This window comes from Belliella aquatica (genome assembly GCF_014637795.1).
Taxonomy (GTDB): domain Bacteria; phylum Bacteroidota; class Bacteroidia; order Cytophagales; family Cyclobacteriaceae; genus Belliella; species Belliella aquatica.
In genome coordinates this window covers 131149-154569 of record NZ_BMFD01000006.1, presented here as the reverse complement: position 1 = coordinate 154569, position 23421 = coordinate 131149, and the positions used below count along the sequence as shown (strand labels likewise).

General features: G+C 36.8%; 22 protein-coding genes. 7 read left to right on the top strand and 15 right to left on the bottom strand.

What is annotated here, in order from left to right; genetic code table 11:
- Positions 1-6: 6 nt before the first annotated feature.
- The gene (rnhA, locus tag IEV57_RS10690; protein WP_188442573.1) at positions 7-480 is read right to left on the bottom strand and encodes a ribonuclease HI; all 474 of its coding nucleotides are present in this window, start codon (positions 478-480) and stop codon (positions 7-9) included.
- Between the two features lie 87 nt (positions 481-567).
- A complete protein-coding gene (locus tag IEV57_RS10685) occupies positions 568-3006 on the bottom strand; it encodes a TonB-dependent receptor (protein WP_188442571.1) in 2439 nt (812 codons plus the stop codon).
- A gap of 567 nt (positions 3007-3573) precedes the next feature.
- Between IEV57_RS10685 and IEV57_RS10680 the strand changes: the two genes are divergently transcribed.
- From IEV57_RS10680 to IEV57_RS10670, 3 genes are all read left to right on the top strand, one after another.
- The gene (locus IEV57_RS10680; protein ID WP_229744388.1) at positions 3574-5418 is read left to right on the top strand and encodes a sensor histidine kinase; all 1845 of its coding nucleotides are present in this window, start codon (positions 3574-3576) and stop codon (positions 5416-5418) included.
- Between the two features lies 1 nt (position 5419).
- A complete protein-coding gene (locus tag IEV57_RS10675; RefSeq protein WP_188442567.1) occupies positions 5420-6046 on the top strand; it encodes a response regulator in 627 nt (208 codons plus the stop codon).
- A 100-nt stretch (positions 6047-6146) separates the two neighbouring features.
- Positions 6147-6422, top strand: a complete 276-nt coding sequence (locus IEV57_RS10670) for a hypothetical protein (protein ID WP_188442565.1) — start codon at positions 6147-6149, stop codon at positions 6420-6422.
- A 27-nt stretch (positions 6423-6449) separates the two neighbouring features.
- Here the strand turns inward: IEV57_RS10670 and IEV57_RS10665 are convergent, their stop codons facing one another.
- The 8 genes from IEV57_RS10665 to IEV57_RS10630 all read right to left on the bottom strand — a co-directional run bounded on the left by IEV57_RS10665 (position 6450) and on the right by IEV57_RS10630 (position 15646).
- Complete coding sequence (locus IEV57_RS10665) at positions 6450-7316, bottom strand: nucleoside phosphorylase (RefSeq protein WP_188442564.1); 867 nt, start codon at positions 7314-7316, stop codon at positions 6450-6452.
- Positions 7313-8290 carry an oxygen-dependent tRNA uridine(34) hydroxylase TrhO gene (gene trhO / locus IEV57_RS10660; protein ID WP_188442562.1) on the bottom strand — a complete coding sequence of 326 codons (978 nt, stop codon included), beginning with the start codon at positions 8288-8290 and terminating at the stop codon, positions 7313-7315. The genes IEV57_RS10665 and trhO overlap by 4 nt, the downstream gene beginning before the upstream one ends.
- Positions 8291-8376: 86 nt before the next feature.
- A complete protein-coding gene (locus tag IEV57_RS10655; RefSeq protein WP_188442559.1) occupies positions 8377-9015 on the bottom strand; it encodes an acetyltransferase in 639 nt (212 codons plus the stop codon).
- A 55-nt stretch (positions 9016-9070) separates the two neighbouring features.
- The gene (locus IEV57_RS10650; protein WP_188442557.1) at positions 9071-10366 is read right to left on the bottom strand and encodes a DUF2851 family protein; all 1296 of its coding nucleotides are present in this window, start codon (positions 10364-10366) and stop codon (positions 9071-9073) included.
- A 74-nt stretch (positions 10367-10440) separates the two neighbouring features.
- Positions 10441-11259 (bottom strand): orotidine-5'-phosphate decarboxylase, encoded by an 819-nt coding sequence (gene pyrF, locus IEV57_RS10645; RefSeq protein ID WP_188442555.1) that lies wholly within the window; start codon positions 11257-11259, stop codon positions 10441-10443.
- Between the two features lie 69 nt (positions 11260-11328).
- Positions 11329-11988: an outer membrane lipoprotein periplasmic chaperone LolA1 gene (gene lolA1, locus IEV57_RS10640; RefSeq protein ID WP_188442553.1), complete on the bottom strand. Its 660-nt coding sequence runs from the start codon at positions 11986-11988 to the stop codon at positions 11329-11331.
- Positions 11989-12028: 40 nt separating this feature from the next.
- Positions 12029-14542, bottom strand: a complete 2514-nt coding sequence (locus tag IEV57_RS10635; protein WP_188442551.1) for a DNA translocase FtsK — start codon at positions 14540-14542, stop codon at positions 12029-12031.
- Positions 14543-14602: 60 nt separating this feature from the next.
- Positions 14603-15646: a quinone-dependent dihydroorotate dehydrogenase gene (locus IEV57_RS10630; RefSeq protein WP_188442548.1), complete on the bottom strand. Its 1044-nt coding sequence runs from the start codon at positions 15644-15646 to the stop codon at positions 14603-14605.
- A gap of 172 nt (positions 15647-15818) precedes the next feature.
- Here IEV57_RS10630 and IEV57_RS10625 point away from each other — a divergent pair, with 172 nt between their 5' ends.
- On the top strand, positions 15819-16499 hold the full coding sequence (locus IEV57_RS10625; protein WP_188442546.1) for a hypothetical protein: 681 nt from the start codon (positions 15819-15821) through the stop codon (positions 16497-16499).
- On the opposite strand, the gene xerD is transcribed toward IEV57_RS10625, so the two are convergent.
- The 4 genes from xerD to IEV57_RS10605 all read right to left on the bottom strand — a co-directional run bounded on the left by xerD (position 16500) and on the right by IEV57_RS10605 (position 18794).
- On the bottom strand, positions 16500-17402 hold the full coding sequence (gene xerD / locus IEV57_RS10620; protein WP_188442544.1) for a site-specific tyrosine recombinase XerD: 903 nt from the start codon (positions 17400-17402) through the stop codon (positions 16500-16502). It lies immediately after the preceding gene.
- 95 nt (positions 17403-17497) lie between these two features.
- Positions 17498-17905, bottom strand: coding sequence for a hypothetical protein (locus tag IEV57_RS10615; protein ID WP_188442541.1), 408 nt, complete (start codon positions 17903-17905; stop codon positions 17498-17500).
- A gap of 146 nt (positions 17906-18051) precedes the next feature.
- Entirely contained in the window at positions 18052-18234 is a 183-nt protein-coding gene (locus tag IEV57_RS10610; protein WP_188442539.1) for a hypothetical protein, read from the bottom strand.
- A gap of 329 nt (positions 18235-18563) precedes the next feature.
- A complete protein-coding gene (locus tag IEV57_RS10605; protein ID WP_188442537.1) occupies positions 18564-18794 on the bottom strand; it encodes a hypothetical protein in 231 nt (76 codons plus the stop codon).
- A gap of 155 nt (positions 18795-18949) precedes the next feature.
- Between IEV57_RS10605 and aroQ the strand changes: the two genes are divergently transcribed.
- Genes aroQ through IEV57_RS10590 form a run of 3 tightly spaced genes read left to right on the top strand, consistent with a single transcriptional unit; the run spans position 18950 to position 21021 of the window.
- On the top strand, positions 18950-19381 hold the full coding sequence (aroQ, locus tag IEV57_RS10600) for a type II 3-dehydroquinate dehydratase (protein ID WP_188442535.1): 432 nt from the start codon (positions 18950-18952) through the stop codon (positions 19379-19381).
- Positions 19378-20433 carry an aminotransferase class V-fold PLP-dependent enzyme gene (locus tag IEV57_RS10595; protein ID WP_188442533.1) on the top strand — a complete coding sequence of 352 codons (1056 nt, stop codon included), beginning with the start codon at positions 19378-19380 and terminating at the stop codon, positions 20431-20433. The genes aroQ and IEV57_RS10595 overlap by 4 nt, the downstream gene beginning before the upstream one ends.
- The gene (locus IEV57_RS10590; RefSeq protein ID WP_014771184.1) at positions 20434-21021 is read left to right on the top strand and encodes a MarC family protein; all 588 of its coding nucleotides are present in this window, start codon (positions 20434-20436) and stop codon (positions 21019-21021) included. It abuts the gene before it with no gap.
- Between the two features lie 179 nt (positions 21022-21200).
- Here IEV57_RS10590 and IEV57_RS10585 read toward each other — a convergent pair whose 3' ends face one another.
- Positions 21201-23096, bottom strand: coding sequence for an ABC-F family ATP-binding cassette domain-containing protein (locus IEV57_RS10585; RefSeq protein ID WP_188442531.1), 1896 nt, complete (start codon positions 23094-23096; stop codon positions 21201-21203).
- Between the last annotated feature and the right edge of the window lie 325 nt (positions 23097-23421).

Genomic DNA, 23421 nt, shown 5'->3' with positions numbered 1-23421 from the left:
GAAAAGTTAAAATAATCCAGAAGAGGAATTTTTCTCTAATTCATAAGCTTCATCTGCCTTGAGATTTTTTCCTTCTGCTGCTGCTACGGCCAGTTGATCACAGCGCTCGTTTAGCGGATTTCCGGCGTGACCTTTTACCCAAATAAACTTAGGTTTGTATTTCATATGAAGAGGAATATACTTTTTCCACAAATCCACATTCTTCTTGTCCTTGAAGCTCTTTTTCTGCCAAGACCATATCCATCCTTTCTCTACAGAATCGACAACATATTTACTATCAGAATAAATGGTGACAGGGATTCCTTGCACTTTCAACTCCTCAAGCCCCCTTATTACTGCAAGGAGCTCCATTCTGTTGTTTGTGGTAAGTCTGAAGCCCTCAGAAAGCTCTTTTCTGTGCTGATTGAAAAGCAACACTGTACCAAACCCACCAGGACCTGGATTGCCCTTCGCTGCACCATCTGTATAAATCGTAATCATCCTGCAAAGAAAGAGACTTCTAAAGACTTATCCTCTCTAGAAACAAAAAATCCAAAAAGCTGTGCCATTTGGATTTTTTGAATCTTATTAAAAATCATCGTCATCAAAACTATCTCTTTCCCTTTCATCACCCCCTAGCTTATCTTTAAATCCTCCAAATCGGTAGGTAAATGACAATGTTCCAATTCTTGTTTCTCTATTAAACATTCTGTCTTGAGTAAAACGCTGATCTTCTGTTCTGATCTTGAATATTCTTGTATTAAAAATATCACTTACATTGAGACTGATAGTAGCTTTTTTATCCAAGATATCTTTTCTCAAACCAACGTTAATTCCCCACAAAGGCTCAATTTCACCTTGAGGCAAAACAATAGGGCCTCTATAATCACCTTGGATTTGTACGGTAGCAAACTTTGGAATAGCCATATTAGCCAGCATATTCAATGTCCAAGAGAAATTAGAGTTGTTAAAACCCGCTTCTATATTATCGCCTTGGATTTCTGAGTAGAAAAAGTTTCCGGACAGTGTTGCATCAAACCATTGTGTTATTTGAATTTGATTAATCAATTCTAGTCCCGTACTGGCTCTGCTATTTGCATTTTCTCTGGTTTGTATGGCTACATTATCTTCATTCAGCCTGATGACTCTTGTTTCAACATCTGTAGAATATCTATGATAAACAGTCGCGTTTAAGAGGTATTTCTCCCAACCTTTCATATATCCTACTTCATAGCTATTGGTGAATTCTGGCTGAAGCTGCTGATTACCAATACTCAAGTTATACAAATCTCCAACCCTGTAAATCGGTGCTAATGCCCAGATATTGGGTCTTGAAATCCTTCTACTGAAGTTCGCTGTGAATTCTTCTTCCTGTCTGATTTCATAACTTAAATACGCACTTGGAAAAAGATTAAAGTAATTATTAACGAATGGTTCTTGAGAACTCTCCAATCTCGAAATTGTCTCTGTGTATTCTGCTCTCAATCCACCTTGATAACCGACTTTACCTATCTTATTTCTAAAACTCAAATATGATGCATATACATCTTCTTTGAAATTAAATCCATCACTAAAGAAATTATTCAAAACTGGGTTGAAATTATTTTCTTCATTTCCTTCTGAGAAATTCTGAGACCTATTCCATTCCCCAAAAGTACCTTTCAAGCCTGCCTCCATACTCCCTCCACTCAAGAAAGGCTTTTCATAATCCAACTGAAAAACATAAAGATTGCTTGTCTGTGGGCGGTCATTTATTTGTAAAATTCTATTGGATGGAACCTCTTGGTTATTTTGATTAAAGAATGTTTGATTATAAATTTCTTCTTGTGTTCGCTCATCTCTAGAAAATGATGCTGATGTAAATAGTCTCTGTCCTAATGTATCTAGCTCTATAGAATAATTGATCCCCGATTCGAAATTTGAAGAAACGCGTGTTTCATTAATATCTCTAATAAACAAACTATCTAGCGCTTGGATTGAATTGATATTCCTTTGATTCAATAATTCCGAACCACTCCTATCTCTGAAGTTCCCCTGAGCATACACTCCTAAAGTTTGATTTTCTGACAAACTCCAATCGATCCCTCCTCTGATTAGGTGATTTATATCTCTATTGAGTTGAAAAGCATCTTGATCTAAAATTGGAGAGACGCCAGTCAAATTCGATTGCCTGAAAGATTCACTTTCTCTAAATCTTCTACGGTCTTGGAAATTATAAGACATGTAATAATTTGCTTTTTCGGTACCATAGTTCATATTGAGACCAGCATTATATTTATCACGAGTACCTATTGATGCGTTTACTTGACCGTTAAGTCCTGTCTTTTCATTCTTTTTCAGAATAATATTAATGATTCCACCTACTCCAGCAGCGTCATATCTTGATGATGGATTTGTGATTAATTCAACGGTTTTGATACTGTTAGCAGGAAATTGTGCTAAAACACTTTCTGCATCATCTCCCGATAGGTTGGATGGACGGCCATTGATGTAAATCAGAATATTACCACTTCCTCGCATCGAAATTCTTCCTTCATCATCCATCTGAATAGAAGGTAAGGTACTTAGTAACTCCGAAGCAGTGGCTCCTTCAGCAACAATACTATTCTCCACATTATAACGGCGCTTATCAATATCACTTTCGAACATTGAGGTCACTCCTTCTACTACTACCTCTTGAAGATTTTGAGCATCTTTCCTTAACCTCACATTTCCAACATTTTCTTCTTTTTTATCGCCAAGAGAAATATTCTTAAATCTGCTTTCAAAACCAATAAAACCAACCCTCAGAATATAATCGCCAGCAGTGGTGGTAAATGAAAATGTCCCATCCAATTCACTCATGGCACCTGTGACTAACGAAGAGTCATTAACAGAAAGCAAAGCTATATTTGCAAATTCAAGAGGGTATGATGTCTCGGCCTCTATTACTTTGCCTCGGATAGATATCTCTTGTGCCGTTACCGTCAAAGGAATAGCTGATAGCAATAAAAGTGATCGCAATAAATGTGGTAAAATAGGTTTCATGATATTGTATTGATAGTTTACTTAAGACAAGATTTTAGATCTGCTTAAATGAAATTGATTGAATATTTCGAAGACAAGAAAAAAGGAAATTGAATAAGCAAAACCTCGAAGGATTTGAGTTAAGCAATATTTAGTAAATTTCCCTATGATAAAGTGCAGCATAAAATAAGTATTGAACTTAAACTACACAATTAAATAAACGGCTGTGAGTCTCCTTTGTTTCCGAAATCCATGTATATACATATATGGTCAAATAGGTTGTTGTACTGAAATATTTTTATGTAAAGGGGGTTGTTAAGAGTTAATAATCAGTTATTTTTGATATTCTAGACATTTAATATTTTAAGAGTTTTAGTTTTCATGTTTGCATCAAAAAAAAATCAGTATATATTTTTCCCATTATTATTCTGTATTTTTTCCATATATAGTCTTGAGTTAGCCGGATATCAAAAAATAAATAAAGACTCTCTAACCACTTTTTTATCTTCAAAAGCTTCATCGAAAGACAAATTTGAAAAGTTAAAGACAATCCTATCTGGTCTAACGAAAAATGATCCCCTAAAAGAGGTGATATTTTATTACCAAGAAGGAATCAAACTTGCTGAAGAAACAGAAAATTATGCTGATTTAGGAGACTGGTCAGTGCTGCTTTATGAAATCTACAGAGGAGAGTCCAACAAAGAGCAGGCAGCTTTAGATTTGATGCTTTATGCTTCAAAATTTGTCTCAAAAATTGAGGAAAGTCGAATTAGAGGAAATATTTATTTGAAGCTTGCAGCGGCATACTACAGTCAAACAAACTTTTCAGAAGCAATCAAAGCTTACTCGCAAGCAACGGAGGAATTCTCTGATAAGGATTCAATTTTTGTCGCTGATGCCTTGTTTTTCCGAGCTCAAGCCAAGGATTATAAGGGTGAATTGCTTGGCTCTATGAATGATTACCAATTGGCTAGAACTTACTATGAAAATTTGAAAGATCAAGATTATGTCAACTACGTCAATAACGGCATGGCTGTACTTTTTAGCAAGTATGGGATCTATGAAGAAGCCGAAAAAATCAGGTTGAAGATTAGTGAAAATTATCTTTCTGAGAAAAACATCTATGATTGGAGTATAACGCTATATAATCAATCAAGAGATTATGCAAAGCAAAAGCAAAATGAAAAAAGCTTTGAGATTTTGAATCGAGTATACCAAAAAATTGGAAATGATTCGACCTCTGATCCCGAAATACGAGCAATTGTCAATCTTTCACTTTCTAATCATTATTCAGAAATCGAAGATTTTAAAAATCAACAAAAATTATTCGATGAAGCAGTAAACATTATTGAAAAAGAGCTGAAAGGAAATACTTTTATCAAGCTTCCCTTTCTTAAATCTCGAATACTGATGGAAGAAAGCAGGGGTAATCTAATGCAAGCAAAAAGCTTAATACGAGAATACAGATTAGATGCTATTGAGACTGCTAACATGGACCAAATAATGGATGCACATTTGATGGAATCTAGAATTTTGAGGAAAACAGGAGATTATAAGACAGCTTATGAATCATTAGAAAAATACAAATCATTCAATGATTCCCTCTTTCAAGCCAATCAGGCAAATAGCTTTGTTTACTACCAAACACTCTACGAAACGGAGAAAAAAGAGCGGGAAATACTGAATAAGTCGAGAGAAATAGAACAGATTACAGCTTCTACACGGACGAAAATTATAATCCTCGTAATCATTAGTTTTTTAATTATCGCTGGACTTGTCTTATGGTTTTTACTTAAGAATCTAAAAGCAGCTAAAAAAGCAAAATCCCTACAGGAAAAATTCTCAAGGGATCTTTTGCTTAGTCAAGAAAATGAACGTAAAAGGATATCCAAAGACCTCCATGATGGATTAGGACAAAGTCTCCTACTCATTAAAAATAAAGTGGCAATGGATAAAGACACCGCTGCGGCCAACTTACTCAATTTGGCTATAGAAGAACTTCGAGGGATATCAAGATCACTCCATCCGTTTCAGTTGGAAGAACTAGGTCTTACTAATGCTATTAAAAATGTATTGGATCAGATAGATGAAGAGACTGATATCTTTATTTCTTCTGAACTGGACCCCGTCGATGATCTTTTCAGCATTGATCAACAGCTTCACATTTATAGACTCGTTCAAGAAACATTCAATAATATATTAAAACATGCTAACGCTACCGCCGTCAGGGTGACGATCATTCGAGACAAAAAGATGGTCCACCTATCTATTGAAGATAATGGCGTTGGTTTTAATTTTTCAGAAAAATATCAGGACTTCCAAAGCTTAGGGTTGAAAACACTCAAAGAAAGAACAGCAACATTAGGAGGGATAATGAAAGTCGATTCTGAAAAAGGGAAAGGAACAAATTTTTCATTTTTATTTTATCAATAAGATGTCTATAAAGCTCATAATTGCAGACGATCACCCTCTACTACTGAAAGGACTCAAAGACTTTCTAGAAGAAAACAAGTATGAAATCTTGGGTGTAGCATCTAATGGAGAGTTAGCCTTGCAAATGATTGAAAAGTTTAATCCTTCAGTTGCAATATTGGACTTAGAAATGCCCAAAATGACTGGCATTGAGGTTGCAAAAGAATGCTTGAAAAGAGGTATTAAAACTAGGATAATTTTACTCACCCTTCACAAAGAAAAGTATATTATCCAACAAGCAAAAAATTTGAATATCGCTGGCTATTTATTGAAAGACTTTGCTACAGAAGATTTAATCAATTGCATTGAAAAAGTAAATGAAGGTGGGGAATATTTCAGCAACCTTATTTTTCCTAAAGAAAAAAACATCAATCCAACTACTGCCGAAGACAAGCTTACCCCTTCAGAAATAAAAATACTGAGACACATCGCGGATGGCGTCACATCCAAAGAAATCGCAGATAAACTTTTTATAGCTGAACGGACTGTAGAGAAACATAGAAGCAACATTATCAGCAAGTTGAGATTAGACAAAAAATATAATTCCTTACTTATTTGGGCAAAAAACAATAAAGGGATTCTTTTTTAAAACCACTTTTTTGCATTAAAAACCAAAAAATACGTATTACTACGTATTGCCACGGGCAAGTTATCCGAGTACCTTTGATCATAAGTTAAAATTAATTCTTATGGAAATCACATGTACTTTTGGATCTTTCAAGATCATGCAAACAATGGAAAACAAAGACGAACTCCTGATCATTTCCAAATGGAAAAGTCTGAGTAAAGTTTTTGGAAGTAGCAGGATTTTTATGATTAATAAAGAAGATTCAATTTTTGGAGTCTATGTGTGCAAGCAGGAATGCGCTGAAACGCTGATTGAGTTAATTAAAAGTATAGATTACAGGGATTGGGACCATTTCAAAATAAGCAATGAAATTTTTTCAACTCGATTATTAGCATAAGGGTGATTACCAAAAAATGGCGGAATGTTATTCCGCCACTTTTTTTAATGTATGTTTGATTAAATCATCCACTATATCATAAGCATTATCCGCAAATTCTTTTGTAATTCTATTAGCTACAATTGCATTCAAGCTCAAAACTTCGTGACCTAAAAGCCTTCCCATGGCATAATATCCTGAAGTTTCCATTTCGAAATTAGTAATCCTAAATCCATCAACATTTATCGAAGCTAACTTTTCGATGATATCTGGAATTGCAGGCTTTACTCTAACTTCTCGCCCTTGTGGCCCAAAAAATCCTGGACAGGTCGCGGTATTTCCAATTACCAAACCTTCACCCAAAAGATTTAGTAACTTTGGAGAGCCTTCTATGCAATATGAAACAAATGGAAGATTCAATGAATGCTGAACTTCATTGGCTACACTTTTTTCTAAATCAGTATATTCGGTAGAATAAAAAGCCATCAAAGTATCCAATCCAATTCCATAGGCTGAGGCTAAAAGTGTACCCGCCGGAATGTCTCTTTGCATACTTCCTGATGTACCAACTCTTATGATATCTAACGTAGTATGTTGCTCTTTTGGAAGACGGGTTTTGAGATCCACATTCACCAAAGCATCCAGTTCAGTCATGAAAATTTCAATATTATCAGTCCCCATTCCAGTACTGATGGCAGTAATTCTTTTCCCTTTATAATAGCCAGTGTGAGCGACAAATTCTCTCTTAGAAGTTTTGAGCTCTATGCTATCGAAATATTGCGAGACCTTCTCGACCCTGTCCGGATCACCAACCGCAATAACAGTTGAAGCCAGATCTTCTGGCTTCAAGTTAAGGTGGTAAATGCTCCCATCAGGATTGATGATCAACTCGGATTCAGGAATGCGTTTGGTCATGAACTGATTGATTTAGTTTCTTTATCTTTTTTACGTATCACCCCTTTATAAGGATTGTATCCATTTGTATTTTTCTGATAGTAGCCTGTACCATCATATGGTCTCTTTTCGGGATGTTCCTTACATTCTAAAGAACAGGCGCCATCGAGTTCCCATCCGCATTCTTCACAAATAGCTAAATGTTCGTTGCATTTTGGATTTGCACAGTTCACCATTCTATCTGAGTTAGTCCCACAAACATGGCATTTAGAAACGATGGTCGGATTTACTTTATTGACATCAACAGCTATTCTATTATCGAATACATAGCATTTCCCTTCAAAATCCTCTCCACCAGCTTCCAATCCATATTTGATGATTCCTCCATGTAGTTGATACACATCTTCGAATCCTTGATCCAATAAAAATGCTGAAGCTTTCTCACACTTAATCCCTCCCGTGCAATAAGTTAAAACTTTCTTTCCTTTCAGATGCTCTAGTTCTTTTACCTTTTCTGGAAAATCTCTAAAGTTGTCAATATCCAAGGTTATCGCATTTTTGAAGCGACCTAGTTCATGTTCGTAATTTGATCTCACATCCAAAATCACCACATCTTCCTGATCTTTTAGTGCTTTGAATTCATTTGGAGCCAAATGTTTTCCGGTTTTCACCTTTGGATCAATGTGCCTCAAACTGCTGTGAACAATCTCTGGCTTTACTCTTACATGGATTTTAGTAAAAGCATGTTTGTCATGGTCTTCTACTTTGAACTCGGTTTTGGCAAATCTTGAATCGCTGTGAATGTAAGCCATATACTTTTCACAGTCTTCCTTCCGACCCGAAACTGTACCGTTCAATCCCTCTGAAGAAATGATAATTCTTCCACGGATATTATTTTCGATGCAGAACAAATGGTGTTCTTCTCTGTATGCTTCTGTATCCTCGATATCAGCATAGCAATAGTATAGTAATATACTGTAGTCTTTATTTTCCATAACTTAGGCCTTGTTTCCGACAAGGTGTTTTGGTTTTATTGAATAAGAAATAAATATAACAAATAGCCCTAAGAGCTATAAATTGATTATTTTTTGATAGAAGCAGCTGGATTACCGAAGACGGTATCGTTAGCTTTTACATCTGAAATAACTACAGAACCTGCACCAATTCTAGCATTTTTCCCGACAGTGATACCTGATACTAAAATCACTCCCGAACCAATAAAAGCACCTTCCTCGATGGTTACATTTGAGTTAGCAATCGATCCAGCCCCAAGCTGTACAAAATCACCAACTTTTGAGCCATGATCTATAATTGCTCCAGAATTAATAATACAATGACTCCCAATAGTAGCTCCTGCTCCGACATTAACTTTAGCATTCACAAAGTTTCCATGCCCTATTGTAGCATCTGTAGAAATATAGGCAGTATGGTGAATTGCATTGATTGGCTGTACCTTTCGGTTGTCATTCAACATCTTTACCAAAAACTGTCTGTATTTATTGTCATCAACGGCAACAAATGCCTCACATTTCTTACCTACCAACTTTAGAAAACCTTCATCTTCAGGATTTCCTAGGATTGGAACCACATTGATTTCTTGACCATGCAATTTTTCATCTTCATCCAAAAACCCATACACAACCACTTTATTGCTATTAAATATCTCTAATGCTGGATGTGCAATCCCCTTCGCTCCTAAAATAATTACTGGTTTTTCCATAATTCTTTCTTAATTGGATGGCAAAAGTACTGCTTATTGCGGTTTTTAGCAAAAGTCATTTTTTCGAGGGCTTGAGGAGGTTTTGCCCAACCTTACAATCAAGACATTTTTTTGGTTTACAATAATTATGAAATTGGCCAATCATCCCCTGCGTATCGAAAGCTGTTTTTGGATTCCAATTGCAAGCGTTAAACTTTCTGATGATGAAATTCTCTTCTGGTTCCATTTCCTGTAAAAGGTCAAAACATTTCTCTTGCCAACCATTGTCCTGTATATATTTTCCGTAAGCAAACCATAAAGGCACCACAAAATTGATCAGTAACAAATTGATTGTCTGATTACTCAGTGATTTCGGAAGGTTTCGATTGGATGGCTTATCAATCTGATAATGGTGCTGCCAATATTCCGGAATTTGAATTGAAAAGAACTTTTTAAAGTTTGAAATGCTGCTAGTTTCATGGAGCACGCCAGATAGCAAACTTGGATTTTTAGCTATGATTTCTGCAACTTGGACAATCCTTAGTGTGGGAAAATTACCGGGTCTTACCCCCATAAACTTCCATTCAGAAGGATGCATCGCATTTCCAAACCCGTACTTTTTGTGATAAAAATCATATTCCCTTTGCAGCAATTGACCATAATCATCATTGATCGATGGAGGAATCAAACCTGCCTGACCTAGCAGCATGGCTTGAATAATCAAACTGTTTCCACTGTGTTTTTTAAGCGTTTTAAAAGAAACCAATCTAGATAGATGGAGCATTGATTCACTATTTGTTTTGAACCCAAAAGCATTCATCAACCAACGGAAGCAGGTTTCTTCCCAATCCATATTGCATTCCTCTAAAAGGTCAAGAATTAATTTTGCTTTGATTTCTAGTCGCTCAACCAAGGACTTTTCTAAGGTGGAAAATCGAATAATATCTGGAATAAAATCCAATCCCGAGGCACAAAGCAACTCCCCTTCCCCATTCAAGAGTCTCTCGTAATTTCTAATCACATCCAAAAGAACTTTCCCTTTCAAAACCAGCGTAGGGATGGTGGTTCCATCCTTTCTAAGAATTGGCTTATCATCATCCCAGACTACATGCAGCACGACACTATTATATCTTTCATCATTATTATGATCATGATTTTTCCAATCGGATGATTTTCGATGAATCTCCACATGCCCATAATAATCAATATTGCCAAGATGAATTTGAGATTCTAAGAAATCAGGACCTTCATAAAAATTATGATAGCCAATTTTGATGATCGAAAGCGGAGTACCATCAGTGGTCTGTAAGCCGTTTTTATCAAAATATTGATATTTCCATACAGATTGCAGGAAGTTTTCTTGAAAATCCATCTTTAAAAATTTTATATAAAACAATCATTACCAATACAATAAAAATAAACTAAAAAATTTTATTACAAAAATCTTTAATAACAATACTTGTCCAACAACTCAGACATTTCTTGCTGTAATTTCATTGCCTCCACTTTTGCAGCAGCAGCAAAATTCTTTTCTTGACTTGCATAAATGATCCCTCTTGAAGAATTGACTAGCAACCCACAAGTTGCATTCATTCCAAACTTCGCTACCTCTTCAAGACTTCCTCCTTGCGCTCCTACTCCAGGAACTAAGAAAAAATGCTCAGGAACAATCTGACGTACCTCCGCTATTTTCTCACCTCTCGTAGCCCCTACGACATACATCATGTTATCAGGATTTCCCCAATGCTGACTTTTCTCAAGTACTTCCTGAAATAAAGGCTTTCCTGATTGTGACTCTATCAATTGGAAATCCATGCTTCCTTCATTCGATGTCAATGCGAGTAAAATCACCCACTTGTCTTTAAATGCTAGAAATGGCTTGACACTGTCCACTCCCATATAAGGTGCGACAGTAATCGAATCGAAATTCATGGTCTCAAAAAATGCTTTGGCGTACAAACCAGATGTGTTACCAATATCTCCACGCTTGGCATCAGCGATTGTAAAGATATCATTTGGAATATAGTCGAGAGTCTTTTGCAAGCTTTCCCAGCCTTTCGGTCCTAGAGCTTCGTAAAAGGCAATATTCGGCTTATAAGCAACTGCCAAATCAGCTGTGGTATCAATAATCTGCTTATTGAATTCAAAAACAGGATCGCTGGAACTTAAAAGGTGTCGAGGGATTTTTGTCAGGTCGGTATCTAAACCGACACATAAAAATGATGATTTTCTCTTAATTTGATCGAATAATTGTGCCTTGTTCATGCCTCAATTGGGTTTGGGCAAAAGTAGGTATTTTTAGCTTAAAAAGTAAAAATGCGCTAAAGCTATTCCTTAGCGCAAATCAATAACTTCAACTTTCCCATATTTCGCTGCATTGAAAACAAAGTAGCTGTCAGGAAGAGAGGTTTTGGTATCTACAGATCTGAATTGGTACATCAATTTCCCACCTTGATCGTCAAGGATTTCCCATCCTACCAAGTCTTTTTTATTTTTGTCAACCATCAAGGTTACTTTTTTAAAAGGTTCACCTGATTTCTCAGCTGTAAGTTCTATGATTTGGACCAAAACGCCATTCTGTGTTTTCTCTCCCTTCAAAGAATAATTATAGCCTTTCTTATAGATTGTGTATACTGAGGAAGGCTTTAATTCATCCTCCATTTCACTCGCCGAATTGATTGTTACTTCTTTGTAAGTTCCTGAGTTGATAAAAGTCCAAACTGTCTTTCCATTATTGAAAATCTCTTGTCCTTGATCAGGAAGAATTAAGTGATACTTATCGCCTTTGATAGCAATCTCTCCAGTTTGAATTTGCGGAGAAGCTTCACCAGCAACACTGTAAGAATATTCAAAAACAGCTTTCAAACCAGGTATAGACTGATATTTCTCACTTACAGCATCTAAAATAACTTTAGCTTTTGGATCTTTTTGAGAAAAAGACAGTCCAGAAATGAATGAAAATATAAGGATAAGGAAAACACTTTTTTGTAACATGGCAATATCATAATCTCATTTTGATAATCGTATCTCAGTTTTACAAACTACTCAACAACCGTTCCAAACTTGCCTCATCTTGGATCAAAACTTCACGAGCTTTACTGCCCTCGAATGCACCTACAACACCTGCTGCTTCCAGCTGATCTATAATTCTCCCTGCTCGATTATATCCCAATTTTAGTTTCCTCTGAATCAACGAAGTACTTCCTTGTTGATGCATTACAATAAGCCTTGCTGCATCGTCAAAAAGAGGATCTCGATCAGATAAATCAACATTTAGGTTACTACCATCTCCATCTTCTCCAACAAACTCGGGAAGTAAGTATGCATCAGGATACCCTTTTTGCTCTCCAATCCAGTCGCAAATGGCATCTACCTCAGGTGTGTCCAAAAATGCACATTGAAGTCTTGTCATTTCAGAACCTGTAGAAAGCAGCATATCACCCATTCCAATTAACTGATCGGCACCTCCAGCATCTAAAATCGTCCTACTATCAATCTTTGAAGTAACTCTAAAGGAAAGTCTCGCCGGGAAGTTGGCTTTGATAATACCTGTGATCACATTGACAGATGGACGCTGTGTCGCAACAACCAAGTGAATCCCAATCGCTCTGGCCAATTGTGCCAATCTCGCTATTGGTGCTTCGATTTCCTTTCCTGCTGTCATCATCAAATCCGCCAATTCATCTATCACCAAGACGATGTAAGGCATAAATTTATGCCCTTTCTCAGGATTCAATTTCCTTGCAACAAATTTGGCATTATACTCTTTCAAATTTCTACAACCTGCATCCTTGAGCAAATCGTAACGGTTGTCCATCTCAATACAAAGTGAATTGAGTGTATGAATTACCTTTTTCGTATCTGTAATAATCGCTTCCTCGGAACCAGGGAGTTTGGCTAAAAAATGTCTCTCGATTTTATTGAAAAGCGTCAATTCCACCTTTTTTGGATCTACTAAGACAAACTTCAATTGCGAAGGGTGCTTTTTGTAAACCAAAGAAGCCAAAATCATATTCAAGCCGACTGACTTACCCTGACCTGTGGCCCCTGCCATCAGAAGGTGAGGCATCTTTGCCAAGTCCATAACAAATACTTCGTTAGAAATAGTCTTACCCAAAGCCACAGGAAGATCTTTGTCGCTGTGCATAAATTTCTCCGTTCCCAAAACTGCTCGAGCAGGAACCAACTCTCTATTCTTATTTGGAACCTCAATACCAATTGTTCCTTTTCCTGGAATTGGAGCAATAATCCTAATCCCCAAAGCCGCCAAACTTAGCGCAATGTCATCTTCTAAATTTTTGATCTTGGAGATCTTCACTCCAGGGTCAGGGACGATTTCGTATAAGGTAACTGTAGGGCCGATGGTGGCCTTGATTTCTTGGATTCCTATTTTAAAATTGACAAGCGTCTCTACAATCTTGTTTTTATTTTCTTCGAGCTCTTGACGTGTTACAGTGACTTTCTTTACATCATATTCATTCAACAAATCGAGCGTCGGGTATTGATATTTGGGTAAATCCAAAGTAGGATCATAAGGATCTAAATTAGAAACCTCATCAGCTGTTTTTTCTTCTCCTATTGGCGTTACAGAAAATCTCTTCTCTACTGGCTCTTCTTTCACCAACTCCTCTTCAGGCAACTCATCAGCACCTTCAATGGTAAACTCCAGTTCGGGTGCGGCAGTAGTTTTTTTATCTTCTTTGGCTTTATTTATTGTCCAAGAACTCCCGTCGTCCTCTTGCTCAATGTCAGAACTCTCTTGCTCCTCCTCATCCAAAGAACCATACATTTCTTTGAATTTGTCATTCAAGTCAGTATCGTCATCATTTTCTTCTAAATCATTCTCTTCCAAGTCACTTCCTTGGTGCTCAGCTTCGCTGACATCATCCTCCACAGCAGAAGATGCTGTGTTCGAAAACCAATTTAATTGATCTATATTGAAGAAGAACACTACAAAAATCAACAGCGCGCCTGCGATCAAAACTATTGTCCCCCAGCCTAAAAAGTCATTTCCTATTTTCCCTAATTCATAACCAAAACCTCCACTCAGGTTATTCAAGGCAGAATATCCCTCAGTAAGCTGGACAATATAGCCCGTCAACAAACCTATCCATAGTGTGAAGAAAATCGCAAAAACACTGTATCGTGTCAACGAAATAAAACTATATTTAAACGTAAGCTTGATCCCCAATAAAATCAAAAATGGAGGCAAAAGAAATGCTGCTATACCAAACCATCTTTTGATAAAAACTTCTGCGAGATATGCTCCAAAATAACCCTGCCAGTTCTTGGTTTGTGTGGCATTTTCTCGTAAACCCAAGTCTACCTCTGACAAGGTACTTTGATCAGCCTCGCCAGTAAAAAGAAAACTTATAAAAGCAAAAAACATCACCAAACCCAACACAATAAGGACAATTCCTACTGTGATTGGGATTTTTTTATCTTTCATAAAATCTACAGAAAACTTTCTGGAAGGCTTCACTCCAGCTTTTTCTCTAGACTCATTTTTTTTTCTAAAAGTATTTGTTTTGGGGGTCGATGACGCCATAATTTGAACTTATCAATCTTGAAATGAAAGTGATTTAATCGAAATATACAGAATTCTACTTTATTGATTTTGGAAATGTGACAAAAGCCCTTTTTTGATTCTCTTGATCATGCTAGGTCCCTCATAGATCATACCAGAGTAAACCTGAATCAGACTCGCCCCTGCTTCCAATTTCTCAATGGCATCTTGAGCCGTGAAAATCCCCCCGACTCCAATGATCGGAAAAGACCTGTTTGATTTGTCAGCCAAATAACGAATAACTTCTGTACTTCTTGTGGCCAACACTTTGCCACTCACACCACCTGCTCCGATAGATTCGACTTGTGAAGCATCTGTTTGCAATGCACTCCTATCAATCGTAGTGTTCGTAGCAATTACCCCGTCAATTTTTGTCTCTTGTACGATCTCCACAATATCGTCCAACTGCCCATTGGTCAAATCAGGGGCAATTTTCAATAAGATTGGCTTTGGCTTCTCCTTTTTATCATTGGCTTCTTTGACTGCCAAAAGAAGTTTTTTCAAAGGCTCTTTTTCCTGCAAATCTCTTAGATTAGGGGTGTTGGGTGAGCTTACATTCACCACAAAATAATCCACAAAAGGATGCAATGCTTCCAAACAAATCAAATAATCATCCACTGCATTTTCATTTGGAGTCAGCTTATTCTTGCCTATATTCCCCCCAATGATGACATCTGATTTTCTGCTTTTCAATCTTTTCACAGCCTCTTCAACGCCCCCATTATTGAATCCCATCCTATTGATCAAGGCTTCATCTTGTGGAAGTCTAAAAAGTCTTGGCTGTGGATTTCCTTCTTGTGGCTTGGGTGTAAGCGTTCCAATTTCGATAAACCCAAAACCCAGCATGGACATTTCATCAATCAACTTTGCGTCTTTATCAAAACCCGCTGCTAATCCAACTGGATTTTTGAATTTCAATCCAAACACTTCCCTTTCCAAACGGCTATCCTCAAGTCCAAATTGACTTTTAATAACCGATTTGACTAGGGGGAGATTGAAAGTTCTCTTAATCCACGAAAAAGTAAAATGGTGGGCGGACTCTGGATTTTTTTGGAAAAGGATCGGCTTGATGATGGATTTGTACACGTAGTCAGATTTTAATGGAAACGCTAAATTACAGCATTTAAAAATCTTTTGCGAAGCAAATCGTAAATTCAAGAAGAAATATAACAACAGAGTATCTTGAATCAATAACTAAACTTCCTCAACATTTTCACGTAAAAAATACCAAGTTCATAAACTCTTTAATATCATTTCTATGAAAAAGTCAATTTCACTTCTTAGTCTCTTTTTCCTTCTTTACTTCACTTCTTACAGTCAAAATGAAATCGCCGGAATTCATATCAATACAGGAATTCCATCAGGAGATTTTCAAGAAGAAGTTGGTAGCATAATTTTTCCATCAATCAGTGTCAGTGGCTTATTTAAAATTCCCAAAACGCCCATCTTTCTTGGTGGTGAATTAGGGTACAGCAGATACGGCACAGCAATGACGCGAAGCAATAATATCATCAATGGTACAGATCAAAGTTTCCGAATCAGAAGAAATAACAATGCGGTGTACCTTTCCGGTGTGGTGAGAGTGATGCCTGAAACACCATTTTGGGTAAGACCATTTGTAGAAGGGCAGTTTGGTGGAATTCACGCTTACACCCGCTCTAGGGTGAGAGAAAATCGAATTTCAGAGCCGCTTTCTTCAGGAACCGAGATTGCAGATTGGGCATTGATCTATCAAGTAGGTGGTGGACTGATGATTCCTTTGGATAAAAGCAAGGAGACTTTTATAGAATTGAGAGTGAATTATGTCCATACTTCCAATATGAATATTCTCACAAAAAGAGACGCAACATACAACGATCAAGGAAACGTCACTTTAAGCTCAAGGAACACCGCTTTTCAATTGATCCAACCAAGTATTGCTGTGAAATTTGCGTTGTAGTTATTTTCTAGGATGAAATTCATTGAGCACTTGCCGCAGATAATCTCTATCTAAGTGCGTGTAAATCTCAGTGGTGGTGATGCTTTCATGACCGAGCATTTCTTGTACTGCTCGGAGATCGGCACCGCCTTCTATCAAATGTGTCGCGAAGCTATGTCGGAAAGTATGTGGACTTACATTTTTCTTTAGTCCGATGGCTTCCACTTGTTTTTTGATGATCAAAAAAACCATTACCCTTGTCAGTTTTTTACCTCTTCGATTGAGGAAAACATATTCTTCATGACCTTTGGCGATGTTCAGGTGAAAACGAAAGTCTTCCAAATATATTTTTAAATACTTCAAAGCATCTCTTCCCACAGGCACAAGTCGTTCCTTATTCCCCTTCCCTATCACTCTCAAAAAGCCAATATCTGCATATACATTCCCAATTTTCAATTCTGTCAACTCAGAAACACGCAGCCCGCTACAATACAAAATCTCCAGCATCGCACGATTTCTATGTCCTTCCGGTAGCCCTAATTCTATACTTTCAAGGATCTGACTGATTTCATGATAACTCAAGGTATCTGGCAATTTCCTTCCAAGTTTTGGCGCTTCTAGCAATTGCGCAGGGTCTTCTGATATCAAATCTTCATACATCAAAAACTTATAGAAAGCCTTGATTCCAGATATAATTCTGGCCTGGGTGTACTCAGAAATCTCTAGCTCGGCTAATCCATTTACAAAATACTGAAGATGCTGCAGCTGAACTTGTAGTGGACTAACTGATGGAAAACTTTGCTCCATATAGCGAATCAACTTTGCCATATCTTGCTGATAAGCCAGAATAGAGTTTTTACTCAAAGATCTTTCGATTTTGAGATAATGTTGAAATTGCTTGAGATAGGAAGTCCAGGAGGACATTGTTGAGTTGGTTAATGTACAAGTAAAGAAGCAAAAATCTATCAACTTGCACAAGTGCTTTACAGAAGTACTGCCCTCCCTTTTACAAGTAAATTTCAGCAACGATATTCATTAATTATCTCGTTAAGTCTTTTTGAATCATTTTCATCAATATCGCTCAAGTCAAAAATATAAATATTTCCATCGTACTTATAAATAGTCAGCATATTGGCTTCCAATTTCGAACTTTTAATATCATCAAATGCAATTGATTTTCCCCAAAACGGTTTGATACGAATTACAACGCCCTTTTTATTCCATTGAACATAATTCTTGAACCAAAACATTCTTGAAAAATAAATGGTCATCAACAAATATCCTAGTGCACTAATTCTTCTATTAATTTTAGTGTTTTCAAATTCAAATATTTCAAAAAAACCAAAAAGTACACATAAAAAAGAAACGACAATCGTTGAAATAAAAAACCAATTAAACTGTAAGTTGTCGAATTTAATTCTTTTCATAGTTACATTATTACGGATTCAGCTTTGAGACTGCGTACATTCGGGGCCGTATCCTTCAAGCTAGCTTTTTGAAAATACTTGTTTTTATATTAATGAGTACTGCCCGCTGTATCCAAATTGATATTTGCGTTTCGGCTTTCTTTTCTTCATATCAGAAATATTCCAATCATTACTAAAACTATTGCCAACCCAATAATTTGATAATGAGCAGCTTTTCCGGATACGTTTTCATTTTTTTGTAAAGGGTTCCGAATTTTGTAAATCAAAATCAGGGCTCCAAAAACGATTAGTAATATTCCCAAAATCAAATCAAAAATTTCTTCTGACATGAAATATCTAATTTAGGTTTTCAATTATGATTCGTCACTTATTGGCTGGCGTGTTTTTTCTTTGCTAAAAGCAAAGATTTCACCACATGAATGGAATTATAAAGATTTGGTTCGATTATCTTATATTAGATCCAAGCAGATCTCCTCAGATTTCTTTTTCTTTGACTGATTTTGGCTTCTTTTTCCATATCATAAAAATCAAAATGTAAAAGAATGTAAAAACAGCACTTCTAAGAATTGACTCTTTGACGCTATAACCACCTTCATACACACTCAGCACCCCAAAAACCAGGAAGCAAATGATTGCGGCTGAAATAATTTTTACCTTTCTATTCATCACTATTCTCAATTTGATTTTTGCTTTTAAATGGATTCAATTCGTACATCCAACACATAAAGGCAAGAAAAACTAAAGAGCCAACCAAAATTCCTGAAAGGGACTTTAAGGAGTTTGGATCACCTTCACTCCTAAAATAACCAAACACATACATCACTACTACAAATCCTAAAGTTTGAATCAGTAGATTTTTAAAAGTCATTCCAAATTTATTCTTTTCCATAAAAATACTTTTAGTCTCTAAATATTAAAAAATATTCTTAGTTACCCAAATCTATTGCTGCATTCAATTAAAGTTTAATTTGGTGTTTTTTGTGTTATCTCTTATTAATCAAATAACTTTGTTCCATAATTGAAAACCACTAACCAAACACCATTTTGAAAATCATCATTATCAACGGGCCAAATCTCAACCTACTCGGAAAAAGAGAGCCAGAAATATATGGGAATCAATCTTTTGAAGATTATTTTTCTACATTAAAAAATAAATTTCCTGAAGTCGACCTGAGCTATTTTCAAAGCAACATAGAAGGGGAAATTATCAACAAAATCCACGAAGTTGGTTTTGAGTGTGATGCCATTCTACTGAACGCAGGCGGCTACACGCATACTTCTGTAGCAATTTCTGATGCCATAGCAGGAGTAAGTACTCCCGTGCTGGAAGTCCATATTTCGAATATTTATAAAAGGGAAGAATTCCGACACAAGAGCATCATCAGCAAAGAATGCGTAGGCATGATTTCGGGCTTGGGGCTCAAAGGATACGAACTTGGATTGCAATATTTTCTCACAACCTCTACAAACCTATGATTACATTTTCTCCAGGACCATCTAAAGTTTACGATGCCCTACCCAAATATCTGCAAGAAGCATACGATTCAGGAATTCTAAGTGCGAGTCATAGAAGTGCAGCATTTATGAACTTGTACAAAGAAACAGAAACATTGATGCAAGAAAAACTTCATGTTCCTGAGGGATACAAGTTACTTTTCACCTCCTCCGCCACGGAAAACTGGGAGATCATCACCCAATCTATCGTGCAGGAAGCTGGTTTTCATATTTTCTCAGGTTCTTTTGGTAAGAAATGGTTTGAATATGCCGAGCATATCAATTCTAAAACTGAAGCTTTGAAAATCGATGCAAATGAGACCATTGATGTGGAAAAACTTCAGGTTGGAAATGAGTTTGATGTTATTGCCATTACGCAAAACGAGACTTCCAATGCAACTCAGGTAAAGAACGAAACCATCGCAGACATCGCAGACAAGTTTCCCGAGAAGATGATTGCCGTAGACACAACCTCTTCTATGGGTGGTATAGAGTTGGATTTTAGCCTAGCAGACATTTGGTATGCTTCCGTGCAGAAATGTTTTGGTTTGCCAGCTGGACTTGGAGTCTTACTCCTTTCTCCAAAAGCAATAGAAAAGATCAGAGACAAAGGAGAGCGGGGACACTACAATAGTCTAAACTTTATGCTAGAAAATGCTGCTATTTATCAGACGCATTATACGCCGAATGTCTTAGGAATCTATTTGTTGAATAGGGTTTTGAAGGATATGCCAGAAATCCAGCATGTAGACGAGCTGATCAAGGAGCGCATGCAAAAACTGGAATATACAGTAGCCATGACGAGCAAATTGAAACTTTTGATAGAAAATGAAGCAAGTCGCAGTTCTACTGTTTTGGCCATTTCAGGTTCGGAAGAATTTATCACTTCAGTCAAAAAAGCTGCTGAAAGAGAAGGGATGCAGATGGGTGGCGGATACGGTCCATTGAAACCTACCAGCTTCAGAATAGCTAATTTCCCTGCCATCACAGACGCTGATTTTGACAAGCTTATCAACTTTCTAAAACAATATTAAATGGGAACTTTTGATTTAAAGGAGATCTTATCTGTGACTTTGATCCTCTTTTCAGTCATTGATATACTGGGGTCCATCCCAATTGTGATCAATTTGAGGAAAAAAGTCGGACATATAGAATCCGAAAAAGCTACTTTAGCCGCAGGAGTTTTAATGATTCTATTTTTGTTTCTCGGTAAATCTATCCTCAACCTTTTTGGAATTGGGGTTGAAGATTTTGCGATAGCAGGAGCCTTGATCATTTTTGCTTTGGGAGCGGAGATGATTTTGGGAATTGAGCTTTTCAAACCTGATCCTGAAGCAAGTGGCGGGGCATCGATTGTACCAATCGCATTCCCTTTGATCGCAGGAGCAGGTACCCTTACCACAATCTTGACATTGAAAGCAGAGTTTGCTCAAATCAACATTGGGATAGGGATTATCATTAACCTGATCATCGTCTATGTAGTACTGAAAAGTACAACGTGGCTAGAGCGAAAACTTGGAAAGACAGGTTTGGATGTATTGAGAAGGATCTTTGGGATTATTCTTTTATCCATTGCGATTAAAATCTTCAAAAGTGCACTGTTTTCGGGAGAAATGATCTAAAAAAACGAGGCTCTGAAATGTTGAATTTCAGAGCCTTTTTCACAACAACTTATATTTTAAAGATTGAGACCTCTCCTAGGGTTGAGGTGACTTTGTGGTCATTTCGACTAAAAGGAGAAATCTCGAACTGTAATTCACACAAAAACCATATACTAGAGGACAATCCCTCTCCTACTCAATTACTCAATCCCTTCCAACTCACTCAATTCCAACCATCTCAACTCAACAGACTCGATCTCTTGATCAATTTCCTGAATTCTATTGGACCAATCCATTAGTTTTTGATGATCCTCGGTGCCAACAGTGATCAAATCTACAAGCTTACCTTTCTCTGCATTCAACCCTTCTATTTTCTTCGTCAATTCCTCAAACTCCTTCTTTTCCTTAAAAGTGGCTTTTGGCTTTGAATCGTTTGTTGGGCTTGTAGCTTGTTCTTTTTTCTCTTCTTTGACTGGCTTATCTTCCTTTTGGATTAGTTTTTCCTCTTTTTCCCACTCTCTAAAATCAGTATAGTTTCCAGGGAAATCTTTGATCTGACCTTCTCCTTCAAAAACAAAAAGGTGCTCCACCAACCTGTCCATAAAATACCTATCGTGAGATACAATGATCAAGCAACCTGGAAAATTATCCAAAAATTCTTCTAGCGTATTCAAAGTCACAATATCCAAATCATTGGTTGGTTCATCGAGAATCAGGAAATTTGGACTTTTGATCAAAATCATCAATAGCTGTAATCTTCTTCTTTCTCCTCCACTGAGTTTGGCTATTGGAGTATGCTGTTGCTTGGGTGGAAAACCAAATTTATTCAAAAACTGCGCAACCGTAATCGTTGCTCCCCCTGCGACAGTCACCACTTCTGCGACTTCTTTTACGATGTCGAGTAGTCTTTTATCCTCATCAAATGAATCTTCTTCTTGTCTGTAATATCCAAAAGCCGTTGTTTGCCCAATGGCAACTTTGCCACTGTCAGGTGCCAAAGCGCCAGTAATCATATTTAGAAAAGTAGTCTTTCCCGCACCATTTGGACCTACAATTCCAATTTTATCGCCTTTCTTGAAGGTATAACTGAAATCTTCAACAATCTTCTTGTTGCCAAAAGACTTATTGAGTTTCTCGATCTCAATGATTTTATTCCCTAATCTTTGGGAAGTCACAGAAAGCTCAATTTCTCTTTCTTCTCTTTTGTTGAAAGCCTTCTCTTTCGTTTCTTCAAAAGCATCGACTCTATATTTTGCTTTTGTACTTCTCGCTTTGGGCTGTCTTCTAATCCAGTCCAATTCCTTTTTGTACAAGCTTTTTGCTTTATCCAGTTCGGTCGCCTCTATCTCTCTTCTTTCAGCTTTTTTCTCTAAGAAATAACCATAATTCCCCATGTAGCGATGGATACTACCATTGTCCAACTCAAGGATTTGATTGGTCACTTTCTCTAAGAAATACCTATCGTGAGTTACCATAAAAAGGGCAAGATTGGCTTTTGAGAGATATTCTTCGAGCCATTCTATTGTCTCCAAATCGAGGTGGTTGGTGGGTTCATCCAACAAAAGTAAGTCTGGCTTCTCCAAGATAGCCTTCGCCAACGCTACACGCTTTCTTTGTCCACCACTAAGGTTTCCAACAGAAATATCTGTATCATGCAAACCTAATTTCCCCAAAACCTCCTTTACCTGATACTCAAAATCCCAAGCTTCAAGCTGATCCATTTTTTCAAAAATAGTCTGCAAAAGGTCAGAATTATCTTTCCCATTTTCAGAATCCAACATGGCTTTATGGTAATCCTCAATTACTTTGAGCGTCGCATTGGTACTTCCATCAAAAATCGTTTGATAAATACTCAATTCACCCGAAAAAACAGGGTTTTGATGTACATAGGCAACTTTGACTTGCTGATTGACGGCTACTTGGCCCGTGTCAGCTACTTCCAAACCCATGATGATTTTCATCAAGGTGGATTTTCCAGCTCCATTTATTCCGACTAAAGCTACTTTTTGACCTTGATCCAAGCCAAATGTTATGTTTTGAAAAAGTTTGCGCTCGCCAAAGGACTTGCTAAGGTTTTCTACTGATAGGTAATTCATGCCGCAAAGATAAGGGAATAAAAGATTGGAAAAATTAAAATTCCCAAATCAGCTCAGAAAGTGATGACTTATTAAAATTTAAAAAAAATATTGCCTCTCTATTTAATGAAGCTTAAATCGAAAACTAAAAATCTATCCTGATTCTTAAAGTTACATTAGATTTTAATAAGAGCGAATTGAGCCATTTTTAATACTTTTTACATCTAAATAAAGTGAATTTGTATGAATCTCAAGCACCCATCTTGGGGTAAGTAAAATGATAGTATTCAAATATTTTTTTGATAATTATTTTTTCTTTTACATTTATTTTTTCATAACTTTCTAT